Consider the following 16,430-nt stretch of genomic DNA (forward strand, 5'->3'; position numbering starts at 1 on the left):
CGAATCGCCGAATCAGGTCGCTGAGCTGTAGCGACGCACCCCGTTCTCCTGCCGTGGCAACTGCGCCGCGACACTGCCAGGGACCGGGAACAGCACCAAGTGGTCAGCTTTCACGCTAATGCCGACCTGCTCGCCTACCTGGTGATCGACATGGCTGGGGAAGATCGCTTCCAGCTGGCTGCCCGTCGGCAACTGCAGCCGGTACAGCGTCGATGCACCCAGGAAGCTCTTGCCCACGATGCTCGCGCGCAGTGCGCTGTTCGCGTCCGGGACGATGTCGTCAGGGCGCAGCAGCACGTCTACCGAGCTGCCGGGCGCCATGATGTAGGCGCGGTTACCCCGCAGCTCACCGAGCTCGGTGTTGACTGCCTCATGGCTGCTCATCTGGCCACGTATGAAATAACCCTGGCCGATGAAACTGGCGACGAATGGCGTCTGCGGCTCATGGTAGAGGTTGTAGGGCGTGTCCCACTGCTCCAGCCGGCCTTCCTTGAACACACCCACATGGTCGCTGACCGCGAAGGCTTCTTCCTGGTCATGGGTCACCAGAATCGCGCTGGTACCGCGGCTTTTGAGGATGTCACGGACCTCGTGGCTCAGGCGCCGGCGCAACTCGACGTCCAGGTTGGAGAACGGCTCATCGAGCAGCAGCAATTGCGGCTCGGGGGCCAGCGCGCGGGCCAGGGCCACGCGCTGTTGCTGGCCACCAGAGAGCTCATGTGGATACCGCCCGCCGAGCCCACCGAGCTTGACCAGGTCGAGCATTTCCTCGACCACCTGCCCCTGGGCGGGGTGCTTGGCGATGCCGAAGGCAATGTTTTGCGCCACGGTCAGGTGGGGGAACAGCGCATAGTCCTGGAACACCATGCCTATGCGGCGCTTCTCCGGGGACAGGGTGAAACCGGCGCGGGAAATCACTTCGCCCGCCAGCTGGATCTCACCTTCGTGGACCGGCTCGAAGCCGGCGATGGCGCGCAAGGTGGTGGTCTTGCCGCACCCCGACGAACCCAGCAGGCAACCAATGTCGCCTGCGTTCAGGTGCAGGTTGAGGTTCTGGACGATGCGCTGGTCGCCGTAGCCGCAGGCGAGGTTGCGCAGGTTGAGCAGTAGGGTTTGACTCATGCGTGGTGGTAAGCCGGTTCGACAAGGAATTCGAGAAGGGCCTTCTGTGCATGCAGGCGGTTTTCAGCCTGGTCCCACGCGACCGAACGGGGGTCGTCGAGCAGGTCATGGCTGATTTCCTCGCCGCGATGGGCGGGTAGGCAGTGCATGAACAGGGCATCGGGTGCCGCCAGGTCAAGCAGTTCGCGGGTGACCTGGTAAGGCGCGAAATGCGCCAGACGCCGTGCAGTTTCCTCTTCTTGGCCCATGGAAGTCCAGACATCGGTGGTCACCAGATGCGCGCCACGTACGGCTTCACGCGGATCTCGGATGATCTGCACGCGATCTGCGCCCAGTGCCATGAAGCGTGGGTCCGGGTCATAACCCTCCGGGCAGGCGATACGCAACTGGAAATCGAACTGCCGGGCGGCCTCGATGTACGAGTTGCACATATTGAAACCATCGCCGATCCAGGCCACGGTCTTGCCTTGGATGGCGCCACGGTGCTCGTGGAACGTCTGCATGTCGGCCAGCAATTGGCAGGGGTGCGACTCATCGGACAGGCCATTGATCAGCGGTACACGCGAATTGGCGGCGAATTCGGTGAGGGTGCTGTGCGCGTGGGTGCGGATCATCACCGCATCGACCATGCTCGACAGCACGATGGCGCTGTCGCTGATCGGTTCGCCCCGGCCCAGCTGGGTGTCGCGTGGCGACAGGAAGATGGCCTGGCCGCCGAGCTGGATCATGCCGGCTTCGAACGACACCCGGGTCCGGGTGGAGGATTTCTCGAAGATCATGCCCAGCACACGATTTTTCAGCGGTTCGAACAGCACGCCGCGCTTGCGCAGGTCCTTCAGCTCGATGCCTCGGCGGATCACACCGAGCAATTCGTCGGTGGTGAAATCCAGCAGGGAGAGAAAGTGCCTAGCGCTCATGATTGACTACCTTATCTGCAACGGTATGCAGGTCGACCGTATGGTTTTTTTGACAACGGGAGTGACCTGCGGCGTAAGCCGCACGGGGCGGACGAAATCGGGAAAGGCGCAATACTATAATTAAATGTCGCCTGAAACCAAGAGGGGTAACAGCGGCTCTGTTGCAAAGGGTGTCATTACCCCTTGAGCCTGCGCTGTTTTTTATTTGCTACACAGGTTTTACACGGCTTGCTGGCAATTTGGCAAATGGCTGTCGCAAATCGTGCGCCTGATGTCGGGAGATTCACACAGCGAAGCGCGCTGGCAGGGTGCGGGGCGGGGGGCCATAGTCGAGGTTCGATAATTGCGAGGCAGAGGCCGCCATGACCAAGACCCTGCACCACCGTGCCTGCCACCTGTGTGAGGCGATCTGCGGGCTGAACATCGAGGTGAGCCACGAACACGACGGGAGCGCGCGCATCAGCGCGATCAAGGGCGATCCCCTGGACCCGTTCAGCCGTGGCCACATCTGCCCAAAGGCCGTGGCGCTGCAGGACATCCAGGAGGACCCGGACCGCCTGCGCCAACCGCATCGACGGGTGGGGGGCCAGTGGCAGGCCATCAGTTGGGAGGAGGCGTTTGCCCTGGCCGCCGACAAGCTGTGGTCAATACAGCAGGCGCATGGGCGCAACGCCGTGGCGGTTTACCAAGGCAACCCGAGCGTGCACAACTATGGCTTGATGACCCACAGCAACTACTTTCTGGGGCTACTGAAGACACGTAACCGTTTCTCCGCAACTTCGGTGGACCAGTTACCGCAGCACCTGACCAGTTACCTGATGTATGGCCACGGCCTGCTGTTGCCGGTCCCTGACATCGATCACACCGATTTCATGCTGATCCTCGGTGGCAACCCGTTGGCCTCCAATGGCAGCATCATGACCGTGCCGGATGTGGAGAAGCGCCTCAAAGCCTTGAAAGCCAGAGGCGGGCAACTGGTGGTGGTGGACCCGCGGCGCAGTGAAACTGCGGCCATGGCAAGCCAGCACCTGTTCGTGCGCCCCGGCGGCGATGCGGCGTTGCTCTGCGCTTTGCTCAACACCCTCTTCGACGAAGGCCTGGCGAGAGGTTCGCATCTGCCGGTCAACGGCCTGGAGCAGGTGCGCACGGCGATCCAGCCGTTCACCGCCGAGGCCATGAGCGCCCAGTGCGGCATCGACGCTGCCAGCATTCGCCAGCTGGCGCGGGATTTCGCCGCTGCGGACAAGGCGGTCTGCTATGGCCGCATGGGGGTATCGACACAGGCGTTCGGCACCCTGTGCCACTGGCTGGTGCAAGTGATCAATCTGGTAACCGGCAACCTGGATCGTCAAGGTGGTGCACTGTGCACCGAGCCTGCCGTGGACCTGGTGGCCAGTACCTCGGGCGGGCATTTCAATGCCTGGCAGAGCCGCGTATCGGGGTTGCCCGAGTACGGTGGTGAACTGCCCGTGGCGGCCTTGGCCGAGGAAATGCTCACGCCGGGCGAGGGGCAGGTGCGGGCCCTGGTCACCGTGGCCGGTAACCCGGTGCTGTCCACACCCAATGGCAGGCAGTTGGATGTGGCGCTGCAGGGGCTGGAGTTCATGCTCAGCATCGACCTGTACATCAACGAGACGACCCGCCACGCTGACCTGATCCTGCCGTCTACCTCGGCACTGGAAAACGACCATTACGACAGCACCTTCAACCTGTTGACTGTGCGCAATGTCACCCGCTTCAACCGGGCCATACTGGCCAAGCCTGCAGGCGCGTTGCACGACTGGGAAATATTCGTAGGCCTGGCGCAAGCCTTTGCCAAGCGTGCAGACCAGGAGCTGAAACCGACCCTCGCACCTGCGCAGATGATCGACCTGGCGTTGCGCAAGGGCCGCTATGGCGACGAAAGTCCCCGCAAGCTTTCCCTCGAAACGCTTGATCAATACCCCCATGGCCTTGATCTGGGCCCCCTGGGCGCTAACCTGCGAGGGCGTCTGGCAACGGCCAGCAAAGCCGTGGAAGCGGCGCCCCAGGTTGTGCTGGATGACTTGCGCCGGTTGGCTGAATGCGTGCCGACGGCCGCGGGTGATTTGCTGCTTATTGGCCGTCGTCATGTACGCAGCAACAACTCATGGATGCACAACTACCATCGCCTGGTCAAAGGTAAGCCACGCCATCAGTTGCTGATGCATCCCCAGGACATGCGTCAGCGGCAGTTGGAGGATGGCCAGCGGGTGCGTATCCGCTCGCGCACCGGTGACCTGGAAGTCGAGGTGCAGGCCTGTGAGGACATCATGCCTGGCGTGGTCAGCCTGCCCCATGGCTTCGGTCATGGCCGCCAGGGCGTCAATCTGCAGATCGCCCAGGCGCAACCCGGCATCAGTGCCAATGACCTGACCGATGAGCGCCTGCGTGATGCTGTGTCCGGAAATGCGGCGCTCAATGGCGTACCCGTGCAAGTGAGTGCCGCCTGAGCACCGGCAAGGCCGAGCACAAGGCTCAGGTTTCCGATACAATGCGTCACCGTGCCGACCATCGAGTCGGAAAGTTCAGACGAGGTGTTCCATGGATATCATCGAAACGATCAAAGAGCAGATTGCCAACAACACCATTCTGCTTTACATGAAGGGCTCGCCGAATGCCCCGCAGTGCGGGTTCTCGGCCAAGGCATCGCAAGCTGTGATGGGTTGTGGCGAAAAGTTTGCTTACGTGGATATCCTGCAGAACCCGGAAATCCGCGCCAATCTGCCCAAGTACGCCAACTGGCCGACCTTCCCGCAACTGTGGGTAGCTGGCGAGCTGGTCGGCGGCAGCGACATCATGTTGGAGATGTTCGAGAACGGTGAGCTTCAAGCACTGATCAAGGACGCCGCTGCCAAGGCCAAGGCTTCTGAAGCCTGATCTTCCGGCAAGCATGAAAAAACCCGCTCATGGCGGGTTTTTTTATGGGGCTGGAATTTATTCTTCGCCCATCTGCGACTGCAGGTAGTTCTCGATGGTGATCTTGTCGATCAGGCTCAATTGAGTTTCCAGCCAGTCAATGTGTTCTTCCTCGGACTCGAGGATGTCTTCAAGCAGTTCACGCGAGCCGAAGTCACCGACGGTTTCGCAGTGGGCGATGGCGGCTTTGAGATCGATCAGGCCTTTCTGCTCGATCTTCAGGTCGCACTCGAGCATTTCCTTGGTGTGCTCGCCGATCAGCAGCTTGCCCAGGTCCTGAACGTTAGGGATGCCTTCGAGGAAGAGAATACGCTTGATCAACTTGTCAGCGTGTTTCATCTCATCGATGGATTCTTTGTACTCATGCTTGCCGAGCTTGTTCAGGCCCCAATCTTCGTACATACGTGCGTGCAGGAAGTACTGGTTGATCGCGACCAGCTCGTTTCCGAGGATCTTGTTGAGATGCTGGATGACGCTTACGTCGCCTTTCATTGCGGGTTCCTGCCCTAGAAGTGTGCCAATACAGCGAAGTTTGAGCCTGATACTTAGGGCTGTCAAACCTAAGTTCTTGAATAATAAGTGAAAATTAATAGGAATAAGAATGTTTGTGAACCGCGTTGGGGCGCTAACTTATTGAATTTTAGGCATAAAAAAACCGGACACGAGGTCCGGTTCTTCGAATTGGGCGATATCAGGCGGCGGTAAATTCCACCGGATAGGGCAGGGCGGCTTGCTGGCTCACCTGAAGCTCGGTCAGGGTCTCGCGGACGACCTGCTTGGCCAGGCAGGCGCATTTGCCACATTGGCTGGCGACATTGGTCGCGGCTCTGACGTCCTTGTAGCTGCAGCATCCTTCATAGATCGCATCGCGGATCTGTCCGTCGGTCACGCCGACACAAAGACACACATACATAAAGTCGGACCATCGCTGGTTGAGTCGATGGGTGGAGAGTAATGGTAATGAGAATGCTTGTCAAAACACTTTCTGTAAGTGCCGTGCTTGAGCGACCGGCGGTTGGATTCGGCCTGTCAGCGGAAGCCGTGTATGATGGTCGGCCTTTGTTGGATGTCGGGCAAGCCCGCCTTGGCCTGGCAAACGGTTCTTCACCCTCATCTGGAGATTACAATGAGCGTACTCGTTGGCAAAAAAGCCCCCGACTTCACCGTCCCGGCTGTACTGGGCAATGGCGAAATCGTCGACAGCTTCAACCTGGCCTCGGCCATCAAGGGCAAGTACGGCCTGGTGTTCTTCTACCCACTGGACTTCACCTTCGTATGCCCGTCCGAGCTGATTGCCCTGGACAACCGCATTCCGGACTTCCAGGCCCGCAACGTTGAAGTGATCGGCGTTTCGATCGATTCGCACTTCACCCACAATGCCTGGCGTAACACCCCGGTCAACAATGGCGGTATCGGCCAGGTCAAGTACACCCTGGCAGCCGACATGACCCACGAAATCTGCAAGGCCTACGACGTTGAGTCCGAAGGCGGCGTGGCTTTCCGTGGCGCTTTCCTGATCGATACCAACGGTGTTGTCCGTTCGCAGATCATCAATGACCTGCCACTGGGCCGTAACATGGACGAGCTGCTGCGTCTGGTCGATGCCCTGCAATTCCACGAAGAGCACGGCGAAGTCTGCCCGGCCAACTGGAAAAAAGGCGACAAGGGCATGAACGCTTCGCCAGAAGGCGTCGCTGCATACCTGAGCGAGAACGCTGGCAAGCTGTAATTGCTGAGCGCCAAAAAAAACCGGCCTTCGTGGCCGGTTTTTTTTGGCTTCAAGCTGCAAGCTTCAAGCTGCAAGCTGCAAGCTTCAAGCTTCAAGCTGCAAGCTGCAAGCTGCAAGCTTCAAGCTTCAAGCTTCAAGCAAAAGCCAGAGCGATCCGCGTACTGCTTTGGCTTTTTCTTGTAGCTTGTAGCTTACAGCTTGCAACTGCACCTCAATCGTTGAAATCGCGCCAGCCGCCCATCTCTTTCCAGCGGTTGACGATGCCGCAGAAGAGTTCGGCGGTCTTCTCGGTGTCGTAACGTGCCGAGTGCGCCTCACGGCCGTCGAAGTCGATGTCAGCGCTCTGGCAGGCCCTTGCCAGCACGGTCTGGCCGTACGCCAGGCCAGCCAGGGTGGCGGTGTCGAAGCTGGAGAACGGGTGGAACGGGTTGCGCTTCAGATCGTTGCGCGCTACCGCGGCATTGAGGAAACCCAGGTCGAAGCTGCTGTTGTGGCCGACCAGGATCGCCCGCTTGCAGCCATTGGCCTTCAATGCCTTGCGCACGCCGCGAAAGATGTCGGTCAGCGCGCTGTCTTCGCTCACCGCCATGCGCAGCGGGTGGTCCAGCTTGATACCGGTGAACTCCAGCGCGGCAGCCTCGATATTGGCCCCCTCGAACGGCTCCACACGGTAGAAGTAGGTGTGCTCCGGGAACAGGAAACCTTTCTCGTCCATACCGATGGTTACCGCAGCGATTTCCAGCAGGGCATCGGTGGCGCTGTTGAAACCGCCAGTCTCCACATCCACCACTACTGGCAAATAGCCGCGGAAGCGCTCGGCCATCGGGTGGCGCGAGCCGCTGCCGGCTTGCCCGTCCTGGTCGTCTTCGTAGAGGTCTTCGCTCACGCGTTGTCCTCCAGCAGGCGCCAACGCAGTTTTTCACCGGCGCGCAGCGGGATCACCGTCTGATCGCCAAACGGCAGGCTGTCCGGGGCCGTCCATTCTTCACGGACCAGGGTAATGGTGTCGGTATTCGCTGGCAGGCCATAGAAGGCCGGGCCATGCAGGCTGGCGAAACCTTCCAGCTTGTCCAGCGCATGACGCTGTTCGAAAGCTTCGGCGTACATCTCGATGGCCGCATAGGCGGTGTAGCAACCGGCACAACCACAGGCAGCTTCCTTGGCGTGGCGGGCGTGGGGTGCCGAGTCAGTGCCGAGGAAGAACTTCGGGTTGCCACTGGTAGCCGCGTCCAGCAGCGCCACCTGGTGGGTGTTGCGCTTGAGGATCGGCAGGCAGTAGAAGTGCGGTCGAATGCCGCCGACCAGCATGTGGTTGCGGTTGTACAACAGATGCTGTGCGGTGATGGTCGCCCCGACGTTGGCAGGCGCCTCGGTGACGAATTGCGCTGCATCGGCCGTGGTGATGTGCTCGAACACCACTTTCAGCGTGGGGAAGCGCTCGACCAGGCGACGCATGTGTTCGTCGATGAAGCGTTTCTCGCGGTCGAACACGTCGATCTCGCTGCGGGTCACTTCACCATGCACCAGCAACGGCATGCCGACCTCAGCCAGCGCTTCGATGGCCGGGAAGATATTGTCGATGCTGGTCACGCCGGAATCGGAGTTGGTGGTGGCGCCGGCCGGGTACAGCTTGGCGGCGTACACGATGCCGCTGGCCTTGGCCGCGCGGATGTCCTCGGGGCTGGTGCGGTCGGTGAGGTACAGCACCATCAACGGCTCGAAGCGGCTGCCGGCCGGGCGGGCATTGAGGATGCGCTCACGGTAGGCCCCGGCTTCGTCGGCATTGCGTACCGGTGGAACCAGGTTGGGCATGATGATGGCACGGGCGAAAGTACGCGCCACATCGCCAACGGTATGGGGCAGGACGGCACCATCGCGCAGATGGATGTGCCAGTCGTCGGGACGCAGGAGGGTCAGGCGATCGGACATTGGGGATTCCAGGCGGGTCGAACTCAGGCCCCAATGCTACCGGAAAACCCTCGCCCGAGCACGGCTATCAAGTTTTCCGGCGAGCGTCCGATAGCCTGCCTGTAAGCCGTCAGAATTAGTGGAGCCTCCCGTGCGCCAGCGTTACCTAGCCCTGTTGACCCTGTTCGCCAGCCTGCCGGCCGGCGCTTTGACCTTCCAGACCCGCATGGAAAACATCGCCTGGAAAGTCGAGGGTGATCAGTTCGAGTGCCGCCTGATTCAGCCGATCGATGGTTTCGGCAGTGGTGAGTTCGTGCGCCGGGCCGGTGAGCAGCCAGTGTTCCAGCTGCGCTCCGGCAGTACTGTGCTGGGCGCAGGTTCCGCTACGCTGCTGGCGGCTGCGGCTCCCTGGCAGCCGGGCCGTGGCGATATCAACCTGGGGGCGGTGCGGCTAGCGCGTACTGGCGTGCTGTTCAGTTCATCCCAAGGCCAGGCCAGCCGCTTGATCAACGGGCTGCTCGATGGCCGCAGCACGGTGGTGCGAAGCTACGCCGGGGAGGCGGGGCGGCCAATCGAAGTGCGTGTGCTGCCGGTCAGTTTTGCCAAAGCGTGGAGTGATTACCAGGCCTGTGCCGGCAAGATGCTGGCAATGAACTATGACCAGGTGCGCCAGACGCAGGTGGGGTTCCCTGGGGGGGGCATCGACCTGGATGCGGCGGCGCGCGCGCGACTGGATGTGGTCCTGGCGTATTTGAAGGCCGATCCGACGGTCAACCATATCGAGCTCAATGGCCACTCGGACAACAGCGGTAATCGCTTGACCAACCGTGATACCTCGCGGCGCCGTGCGCTGGCGGTTGCTGATTACTTCAAAGCCCATGGGGTGCCGGAGGAGCAGATCACCGTGCGCTTCCATGGCGAACGTTACCCCCTGGTGAAGAACAACAGCGCCGCAAACCGCGCACGCAACCGGCGCGTCAATATCGAGCTGGATCGTGTCGCGCCGGTAGAAAAGCCGGCCGCCCAACCTGCCCTGCAACCGGCCCCGGCAACCGCACCCGCGACCGCGCCTGCGCCAGCCCCGGCCAGCGCTACTGCTGCCCCGCCCGCCGCGAAACCGTCCTGACGCTGCAGGGCGTCGCCCCGTCGACAGTTCCTGTCGCTTTGTCGTCAGAAGCTGTCGCGCCACTGTAAATTTATCCGCAACGCCGGTAGAATCGACCCCTTTCCGTACAACCCCGTGGAGTGATGGCATGGCGGACGTAAAAAAGGTCGTACTGGCGTATTCCGGCGGCCTTGATACTTCGGTGATTCTCAAGTGGCTGCAGGATACCTACGACTGCGAAGTGGTGACGTTCACCGCTGACCTGGGTCAGGGCGAAGAAGTCGAGCCGGCTCGCGCCAAAGCTCAGGCAATGGGCGTCAAAGAGATCTATATCGACGACCTGCGCGAAGAATTCGTGCGCGACTTCGTCTTCCCGATGTTCCGCGCCAACACCGTCTACGAAGGCGAGTACCTGCTGGGTACTTCCATCGCCCGTCCGCTGATCGCCAAGCGCCTGATCGAAATCGCCAACGAAACCGGCGCTGATGCCATTTCCCACGGCGCTACCGGCAAAGGTAACGACCAGGTGCGTTTCGAGCTGGGGGCCTATGCACTCAAGCCGGGCGTCAAGGTCATCGCCCCATGGCGTGAGTGGGACCTGCTGTCGCGCGAGAAGCTGATGGACTACGCCGAGAAGCACGGCATCCCGATCGAGCGCCACGGCAAGAAGAAGTCCCCGTACTCGATGGATGCCAACCTGCTGCATATCTCCTACGAAGGCGGTGTGCTGGAAGATACCTGGACCGAGCACGAAGAAGACATGTGGCGCTGGAGCGTCTCGCCAGAGAACGCGCCGGACCAGGCGACCTACCTCGAGCTGACCTACCGCAATGGTGACATCGTCGCCATCGATGGCGTCGAGAAGACCCCGGCCACTGTCCTGGCCGACCTGAACCGCATTGGCGGTGCCAACGGTATCGGCCGTCTGGACATCGTCGAAAACCGTTACGTGGGCATGAAGTCGCGCGGCTGCTACGAGACCCCGGGCGGCACCATCATGCTCAAGGCTCACCGTGCCATCGAGTCGATCACCCTCGACCGCGAAGTCGCACACCTGAAAGACGAGCTGATGCCCAAGTACGCCAGCCTGATCTACACCGGCTACTGGTGGAGCCCGGAGCGTCTGATGCTTCAGCAGATGATCGACGCTTCGCAGGTCAACGTGAACGGTGTCGTGCGCCTGAAGCTGTACAAAGGCAATGTCACCGTGGTCGGCCGCAAGTCGGACGACTCGCTGTTCGATGCCAACATCGCGACCTTCGAAGAAGATGGTGGCGCGTACAACCAGGCTGATGCTGCGGGCTTCATCAAGCTCAATGCACTGCGCATGCGTATCGCTGCCAACAAGGGCCGCGCGTTGCTCTAAGCCTCATTGTTGTTGCATGAACCCCGGTTTCGGGCTAATGCCAGTCAGTTAGCGTCATCGGGCTGCAAAGCAGCCCCCTCTCGCTCAACTGCCAGGCATCTGGCTCGGCCGGGGTTTTTGTATGCACGAATAGGTTTTACCTGGCGTGCAAGGCCGTGGGCCGATCAATTCTTCAGGTGTGCCGCGTTTTCCGGCAACTCACAGACCGACACGCGAAAACATTGTTGCTTATCCAGGTTGCAGTAAACCCAGGTGCCTGAATTGACGTGAGGTTGTGCAAGCGTCCTCAGCACATGTTGCTCGATCATTCTTTGCGCATCAGGGCCTGACAGCATGACAGTTACAGGCTCCGCTTCGAGTGAGGGTTGTCGAGCGTTCTGCACGGAACTGGCCGAGGAGGGGATAACAGGTAAAACAGTCGTCGTTGGCTGCGGCGCACTGGTTGCCTCGTCAGCGGAAGTGCTTTCGGGTTTGTACAGTGATTTATAGTTGAAGTTCAGCGTCAGGAAAAACAGCCCGGTCAGAAAGAACGGAAAGCCCACTAGAAACCAGGTATAGAGGCTCTGGCTTTTTTCGCTGAGAAACGGAAGTGTCGCCAGTGCAGAGGCCTCGATGATGCCTGCAAAGATGGCGATGATCGTCATGGGGGCGGTGGGTTGGTTTTCAGCCATGATAGTGGCCTCCTGCGTTTTTTCAATCAATACCTTACCGAGCCGCTCAACCAAATTATGCACCGTTTCCGGAAAGTGAAATGGATCCCGGTGTTTCGAAATATCTGAAACGGTTTTTGTTTTGCGGCGGGTTTGATTGTTGGGTAATGCAGGCTTTACTTCTGTTTTAACAGAGTGGTCATGCGCTTTTGCGTCTAGACAGGTATTTATATTGGATGATTAGTTGTGCGTTGTAGGAAAATTCCTAAACCGACGTAAGGCTCATCTATTCATGTGTTTGCGAAGGAAATAGGCGCGCCATAATGCTTGCTGCTCGGTTATGGTGGTGTGTAGTCAAAGCAAATAATGAATGAATGGATATCGCATGAATAAAGTCCTTATCGTGGATGATCATCCTGTCATACGCTTGGCAGTGCGAATGCTGATGGAGCGGCATGGATACGATGTGGTCGCGGAAACCGACAACGGCGTGGCAGCTTTGCAGCTAACCCGGGAGTACCTGCCCGATATCGTGGTACTGGATATCGGCATTCCCAAGCTCGATGGGCTGGAAGTCATTGCCCGCATGGCTTCGGCAAGCCCGGGCAGCCGGGTGCTGGTGCTTACCTCGCAGGCCCCCGGGCATTTCTCGATGCGTTGTATGCAGGCCGGGGCTTCAGGCTACGTGTGCAAGCAACAGGAACTCACCGAACTGCTCAGTGCGATCAAGGCTGTGCTGTCTGGTTACAGCTATTTTCCCAACCAGGCATTGCACAAGTCGCGCGGCCGGGTTGGGGGGGCAGCGAGACGGAGATGGTCGATCGCCTGTCGGCGCGGGAGATGATGGTGCTGCAGCAACTGGCGCGGGGCAGGTCCAACAAGGAGATAGCCGACAGCATGTTCCTCAGCAACAAGACGGTCAGTACCTACAAGACCCGTCTGCTGCTCAAGCTCAATGCTCACTCGCTGGTGGACTTGATCGAATTGGCCCGGCGCCATGGCCTGACGTGACCCTGGGTACAGGCAGCCTCCTTGAAGGAGGCTTTCTCGCCTGTGGTTACAGGTCGTAGTCGAAATCGGCGAGTTGCCGTTGCAGGCGCCGCTCTTCCAGAAGGTTGTCGATAGTACGACGCTTGCTCAGGTTGGTCTTTGCGGTTTCAACCAGAGGTTCGGCGTCGTCTTCAGCGGTGGCAAAGTCTTCTTCGATCGACAGTTCGTCTTTATCGTTACTCATGAGTCGCTCCAAGCCAAGGGGCCATTGGCCGTCCTTATAGCGAGAAAGCGAAGTTTGGTAAAAAAGATTTTTTCAATCGGGACGTGCATGAATTCGCTATCGAATCAATCGTCAGACGTCTTCTGCTTGAACTCGCACAGGTCCTCGATCCGGCAACTGCCGCAGCGTGGCTTGCGCGCCTGGCACACGTAGCGCCCATGCAAGATGAGCCAGTGATGGGCATCGAGCAGGTAATCCTTGGGCACGAACTTGAGCAGTTTTTTCTCGACGTCCAGTACGGTCTTGCCCGGTGCGATACCGGTGCGGTTGCTGACCCTGAAAATATGCGTGTCGACCGCCATGGTGGGCTGGCGGAAGGCGGTATTGAGCACCACGTTGGCGGTCTTGCGGCCAACACCGGGTAGCGCCTCCAGCGCCTCCCGGTTTTGCGGAACTTCGCCCCCATGCCGTTCGATCAGCAAGCGACAGGCTTCGATCACATTCCTGGCCTTGCTGTTATACAGCCCGATGGTCTTGATGTACTCGCTCAGGCCTTCGACCCCGAGTGCGTAGATGGCGTGGGGCGTATTGGCGACCGGGAACAGGCGGGCGGTGGCCTTGTTGACCCCGACATCGGTGGACTGTGCCGACAGTGTCACGGCCACGAGTAGTTCGAAAGGCGTGGTGTAAGCCAGCTCTGTCTTGGGGTCGGGATTGTCTTCGTGCAGCCTGCGAAAGATCTCCAGGCGTTTTGCGGCATTCATGGGGTCAACGCTTTCCTTGACGACGTGAGAGGGCGGGGCCCGGGCGTAGACGATTGTACAAGGCCAGCAGCACACCGAGCAGTATCAGTGCGCCGGGCGCCAGGCTGGCCGACGCAATGCCCAGCCCCTCGGTCAGCCATTGGCGGATAACGCCGAGCAACAGGCACAGGCCCATCAGGCCGACCATCTGTAGGCAAAGTTGACGCCACCGGTCCTTCTCTACCAACAGGTGGTCCGTAACCAGGCACTGCAGGCAAATCAGCGCCGGGAAGTAACCCATCGCCAGCGCAAGCGGTAATGCCCAGGCTCGCAATGCCATCTGCAGGCAGCTGGCGAGGGCCGCTAGCAGTAGCAGGCTTGCCAGTGTGTACAGGCGACCTTCGAGCCTGGGGCGCACAACGGCCAGCAAGGCCTGGTGCAGCACCGTAAGCACCAGCATGCTGGCGCCGATGACGGCGGCTTGAGGGAGCGTACGTGTAGCGCCGAGGACAGGCGCAAGGCCGGCTACCAGCAGCCAGTACCTAGTCATGGTTGAGCGTTCCGAGTAGACGTGCGCGATGTTGGTCGAAGTAGCGCAGGGCATCCTGCTGTGCCTGGATCACCGCACGCGAAGTGACCGTTGCGCCGGCCAGTTGGTCGAAATCACCCTGGTCACGCTTGATTGCCCAACGATCCTCCAGGCGACGGTTGGCGAACTGCCCCAGCCAGTTCACCTGGGGATCGTTGATGCGTCCTCCCAGCCCAGGGCTTTCCTGCTGTTCGATGACTTGCGTGCCTATCAGTCGGCCTTGCGCGCTTATGGCAATGGTCAACCGAATGGGGGCGGCGTAACCCTGGACCTGGCTAATCAGTACGACGGCCACGGGGGTCGTGCCGCGTTCGGCGCGGTAGGCGGCCATTATGCGGCTATGCGGCGGTTGGTCTGCCGGGAGTGACACCGCGTTGCTCAGTGGCTGGTTGTCATAGCTCTGCGGTGCCAGCACCGAGAGGAACCTGCGTGCGTAAAATTGTTTCTCGGCCTCGGCGATGGGCGCGCGGGTCCAGCGCTGCCAGGCCAGCGTGCTCGCCAGTGCCAGGCCGGCCACTACCAGCAGTATCAATACACTGCGCACGGGTCGCCTCATGGCCTCACCTGCCGATACCTTGAGGCCAGGCGGTCCAGGGAGGGTACCGCAAGGTTCATCAGCAGGATGGCGAACGCGGTACCATCGGGGTAACTACCCCAAGTCCTGATCAGGTAGATCAGTGCCCCGGCGCATATCCCGAACAGCAGTCTGGCGAGCTCGGTCTTCGGGCCGGAAACAGGTTCCGTGGCAATGAAAAACGCTGCCAGCATGGTCGAACCGCTGAGCAGGTGCAGCAGCGGTGAGCCGTTCGAGTCCGAGCCGGAGCCATTCCAGGCCAGCAGGCTGAATAGAGACAATCCGGCCAGCAAACCCACTGGCGCATGCCAACTGAATACCTTGCGCTGCAACAGAAACAGCCCACCCAACAAGAACGCCAGATTGACCCATTCGCTGCCATGGCCGCCAACGTTGCCGAAGCCTGGGTGGCTGGCAAACAGCTCATCGATGGTCAGGCTGCGGTTGTGCCTGAGGCCGTCGAGTGCCGTGGGGCCGGCCCACGCGTCGATCTGCTCGCCGTTGGCGAAGACCAGCTGCAGGCTGGCGCTGAAGCCTGGTGCTTGCGCTGGCCAGTGGTTCATCTGCAGTGGAAAGCTCAGCACCACGAAGGCGTACCCAACCATCGCCGGGTTGAACACGTTATGGCCGGCCCCGCCGAACGCTTGCTTGCCCAGGCCTATGGCCATCCCCGCTGCAAGCATCGGCAACCACCACGGCGCCCCGGTGGGCAGGGCGAGGGCCAGCAGCACTGCAGTGACCAGGGCGCTGCCGTCACTCAACGCCGATGTGACCGGCTGGTTGCGCAACGCAAGCGCTACCGCCTCGCAGCAAACAGCGGTGATTGCACACAGCGCCAGGCTCCAGAGCAGGCCCCAGCCCAGTAGCCAGAGCGAAGCCAGCAGGCCAGGCAGACAGGCCAACAAGACCAGGCCCATGGCATGGCGCAGGCGAGGGTCAGGGGATGCCAGGGTCGGGCTCATTGCGTGAACATCCCGTTGAGGCCAGAGAGCGCCATGCCCATCACACCTGCGCCAAGCAGCGCGATGGGTAGCCCGCGCAGTGCCTCTGGCACCTGTGCGTGTTCGCTGCGCTGATTGAGGTCGTCAAACAACGCCAGGGCCAGCCAGAAGCCGAGCCCGGCCAGAACAGCCCAGCTCAGCGTGGCTTGCCATTCACGCTGTTCACCTATTACCTGCAGTGCCATGCCCAGCACCACGGCATTCCCCAATAGCGGCCACGCGAGGCCCTGTGTGGGCCATTGCGGCCGCAGCCTGGCAAGCGTCTGGGGGATGCCCCACGCCAGTAGTGCCTGCCAGGGCAGCAGCAGGAACAGACGCAGGTGCTGCAGTTGCCAGGGCGCCACGATCAGGTGTTCGAGTAATTGGCCGCCGGTGACTGCCAACATGATCGACAATGCGCAGGCCAGGCCGCATACATGGACCCGCAGCCGGGAGGCAGGCTGTCGTCGCAAAAACAGGTGGCTGACCAGTGCGGCACTGATCAGCATCAGGACATAGTCGTTCATTCAAATGACGATAGCCGTGAATCACCTGCGCTGTCCGGCGAAGCGCAAGGGGGATGAAAAAGCCCCGGCG

Annotated in this window: 18 protein-coding genes and 1 pseudogene; 6 read left to right on the forward strand and 13 right to left on the reverse strand. The window is 60.6% G+C overall.

Annotated features, from left to right (window positions below):
* Positions 1–12: 12 nt before the first annotated feature.
* Both ACIPZH_RS12495 and argF read right to left on the reverse strand, forming a co-directional pair.
* The gene (locus ACIPZH_RS12495; protein WP_400627800.1) at positions 13–1,122 is read right to left on the reverse strand and encodes an ABC transporter ATP-binding protein; all 1,110 of its coding nucleotides are present in this window, start codon (positions 1,120–1,122) and stop codon (positions 13–15) included.
* On the reverse strand, positions 1,119–2,039 hold the full coding sequence (gene argF, locus ACIPZH_RS12500) for an ornithine carbamoyltransferase (protein WP_046787764.1): 921 nt from the start codon (positions 2,037–2,039) through the stop codon (positions 1,119–1,121). Before argF ends, ACIPZH_RS12495 begins: the two co-directional genes overlap by 4 nt.
* A gap of 362 nt (positions 2,040–2,401) precedes the next feature.
* Here argF and ACIPZH_RS12505 point away from each other — a divergent pair, with 362 nt between their 5' ends.
* Positions 2,402–4,510: a molybdopterin oxidoreductase family protein gene (locus tag ACIPZH_RS12505; RefSeq protein ID WP_400636332.1), complete on the forward strand. Its 2,109-nt coding sequence runs from the start codon at positions 2,402–2,404 to the stop codon at positions 4,508–4,510.
* Positions 4,511–4,601: 91 nt separating this feature from the next.
* Positions 4,602–4,937: a Grx4 family monothiol glutaredoxin gene (grxD, locus tag ACIPZH_RS12510; RefSeq protein WP_241804870.1), complete on the forward strand. Its 336-nt coding sequence runs from the start codon at positions 4,602–4,604 to the stop codon at positions 4,935–4,937.
* Between the two features lie 57 nt (positions 4,938–4,994).
* Here grxD and bfr read toward each other — a convergent pair whose 3' ends face one another.
* Together bfr and ACIPZH_RS12520 are read right to left on the reverse strand one after the other, a co-directional pair.
* The gene (gene bfr / locus ACIPZH_RS12515; RefSeq protein ID WP_012313030.1) at positions 4,995–5,468 is read right to left on the reverse strand and encodes a bacterioferritin; all 474 of its coding nucleotides are present in this window, start codon (positions 5,466–5,468) and stop codon (positions 4,995–4,997) included.
* Positions 5,469–5,667: 199 nt separating this feature from the next.
* Positions 5,668–5,889, reverse strand: a complete 222-nt coding sequence (locus ACIPZH_RS12520; RefSeq protein WP_039601808.1) for a bacterioferritin-associated ferredoxin — start codon at positions 5,887–5,889, stop codon at positions 5,668–5,670.
* Positions 5,890–6,102: 213 nt separating this feature from the next.
* On the opposite strand from ACIPZH_RS12520, the gene ACIPZH_RS12525 reads away from it, so the two are divergent.
* On the forward strand, positions 6,103–6,705 hold the full coding sequence (locus tag ACIPZH_RS12525; RefSeq protein WP_012273884.1) for a peroxiredoxin: 603 nt from the start codon (positions 6,103–6,105) through the stop codon (positions 6,703–6,705).
* Positions 6,706–6,916: 211 nt separating this feature from the next.
* Here the strand turns inward: ACIPZH_RS12525 and rnt are convergent, their stop codons facing one another.
* On the reverse strand, positions 6,917–7,528 hold the full coding sequence (gene rnt, locus ACIPZH_RS12530; RefSeq protein WP_372490474.1) for a ribonuclease T: 612 nt from the start codon (positions 7,526–7,528) through the stop codon (positions 6,917–6,919).
* Between the two features lie 59 nt (positions 7,529–7,587).
* A complete protein-coding gene (pyrC, locus tag ACIPZH_RS12535) occupies positions 7,588–8,634 on the reverse strand; it encodes a dihydroorotase (protein ID WP_267821412.1) in 1,047 nt (348 codons plus the stop codon).
* A 130-nt stretch (positions 8,635–8,764) separates the two neighbouring features.
* Here pyrC and ACIPZH_RS12540 point away from each other — a divergent pair, with 130 nt between their 5' ends.
* Together ACIPZH_RS12540 and ACIPZH_RS12545 are read left to right on the forward strand one after the other, a co-directional pair.
* Positions 8,765–9,739, forward strand: coding sequence for an OmpA family protein (locus ACIPZH_RS12540; RefSeq protein WP_241804874.1), 975 nt, complete (start codon positions 8,765–8,767; stop codon positions 9,737–9,739).
* A gap of 127 nt (positions 9,740–9,866) precedes the next feature.
* Complete coding sequence (locus tag ACIPZH_RS12545) at positions 9,867–11,084, forward strand: argininosuccinate synthase (RefSeq protein WP_241804875.1); 1,218 nt, start codon at positions 9,867–9,869, stop codon at positions 11,082–11,084.
* A gap of 164 nt (positions 11,085–11,248) precedes the next feature.
* Here the strand turns inward: ACIPZH_RS12545 and ACIPZH_RS12550 are convergent, their stop codons facing one another.
* Positions 11,249–11,755, reverse strand: a complete 507-nt coding sequence (locus ACIPZH_RS12550) for a hypothetical protein (RefSeq protein ID WP_400636333.1) — start codon at positions 11,753–11,755, stop codon at positions 11,249–11,251.
* 364 nt (positions 11,756–12,119) lie between these two features.
* Here ACIPZH_RS12550 and ACIPZH_RS12555 point away from each other — a divergent pair.
* A pseudogene (locus ACIPZH_RS12555) lies at positions 12,120–12,745 on the forward strand (response regulator).
* Positions 12,746–12,791: 46 nt separating this feature from the next.
* On the opposite strand, the gene ACIPZH_RS12560 reads toward ACIPZH_RS12555, so the two are convergent.
* The 6 genes from ACIPZH_RS12560 to ACIPZH_RS12585 all read right to left on the reverse strand — a co-directional run bounded on the left by ACIPZH_RS12560 (position 12,792) and on the right by ACIPZH_RS12585 (position 16,360).
* Positions 12,792–12,968, reverse strand: a complete 177-nt coding sequence (locus tag ACIPZH_RS12560) for a PA3496 family putative envelope integrity protein (protein ID WP_241804878.1) — start codon at positions 12,966–12,968, stop codon at positions 12,792–12,794.
* Positions 12,969–13,072: 104 nt separating this feature from the next.
* A complete protein-coding gene (gene nth, locus ACIPZH_RS12565; RefSeq protein WP_400627812.1) occupies positions 13,073–13,711 on the reverse strand; it encodes an endonuclease III in 639 nt (212 codons plus the stop codon).
* Between the two features lie 4 nt (positions 13,712–13,715).
* Complete coding sequence (locus ACIPZH_RS12570; RefSeq protein WP_400627814.1) at positions 13,716–14,240, reverse strand: Rnf-Nqr domain containing protein; 525 nt, start codon at positions 14,238–14,240, stop codon at positions 13,716–13,718.
* Positions 14,233–14,835: an RnfABCDGE type electron transport complex subunit G gene (locus tag ACIPZH_RS12575; RefSeq protein WP_400636334.1), complete on the reverse strand. Its 603-nt coding sequence runs from the start codon at positions 14,833–14,835 to the stop codon at positions 14,233–14,235. The genes ACIPZH_RS12570 and ACIPZH_RS12575 overlap by 8 nt, the downstream gene beginning before the upstream one ends.
* A complete protein-coding gene (locus tag ACIPZH_RS12580) occupies positions 14,832–15,815 on the reverse strand; it encodes an RnfABCDGE type electron transport complex subunit D (protein ID WP_400636335.1) in 984 nt (327 codons plus the stop codon). The genes ACIPZH_RS12575 and ACIPZH_RS12580 overlap by 4 nt, the downstream gene beginning before the upstream one ends.
* On the reverse strand, positions 15,812–16,360 hold the full coding sequence (locus ACIPZH_RS12585) for an Rnf-Nqr domain containing protein (RefSeq protein ID WP_241804883.1): 549 nt from the start codon (positions 16,358–16,360) through the stop codon (positions 15,812–15,814). The genes ACIPZH_RS12580 and ACIPZH_RS12585 overlap by 4 nt, the downstream gene beginning before the upstream one ends.
* Positions 16,361–16,430: the final 70 nt, after the last annotated feature.

The organism is Pseudomonas sp. NPDC089758 (assembly GCF_044748705.1).
In the GTDB taxonomy this organism is placed as follows: domain Bacteria; phylum Pseudomonadota; class Gammaproteobacteria; order Pseudomonadales; family Pseudomonadaceae; genus Aquipseudomonas; species Aquipseudomonas putida_X.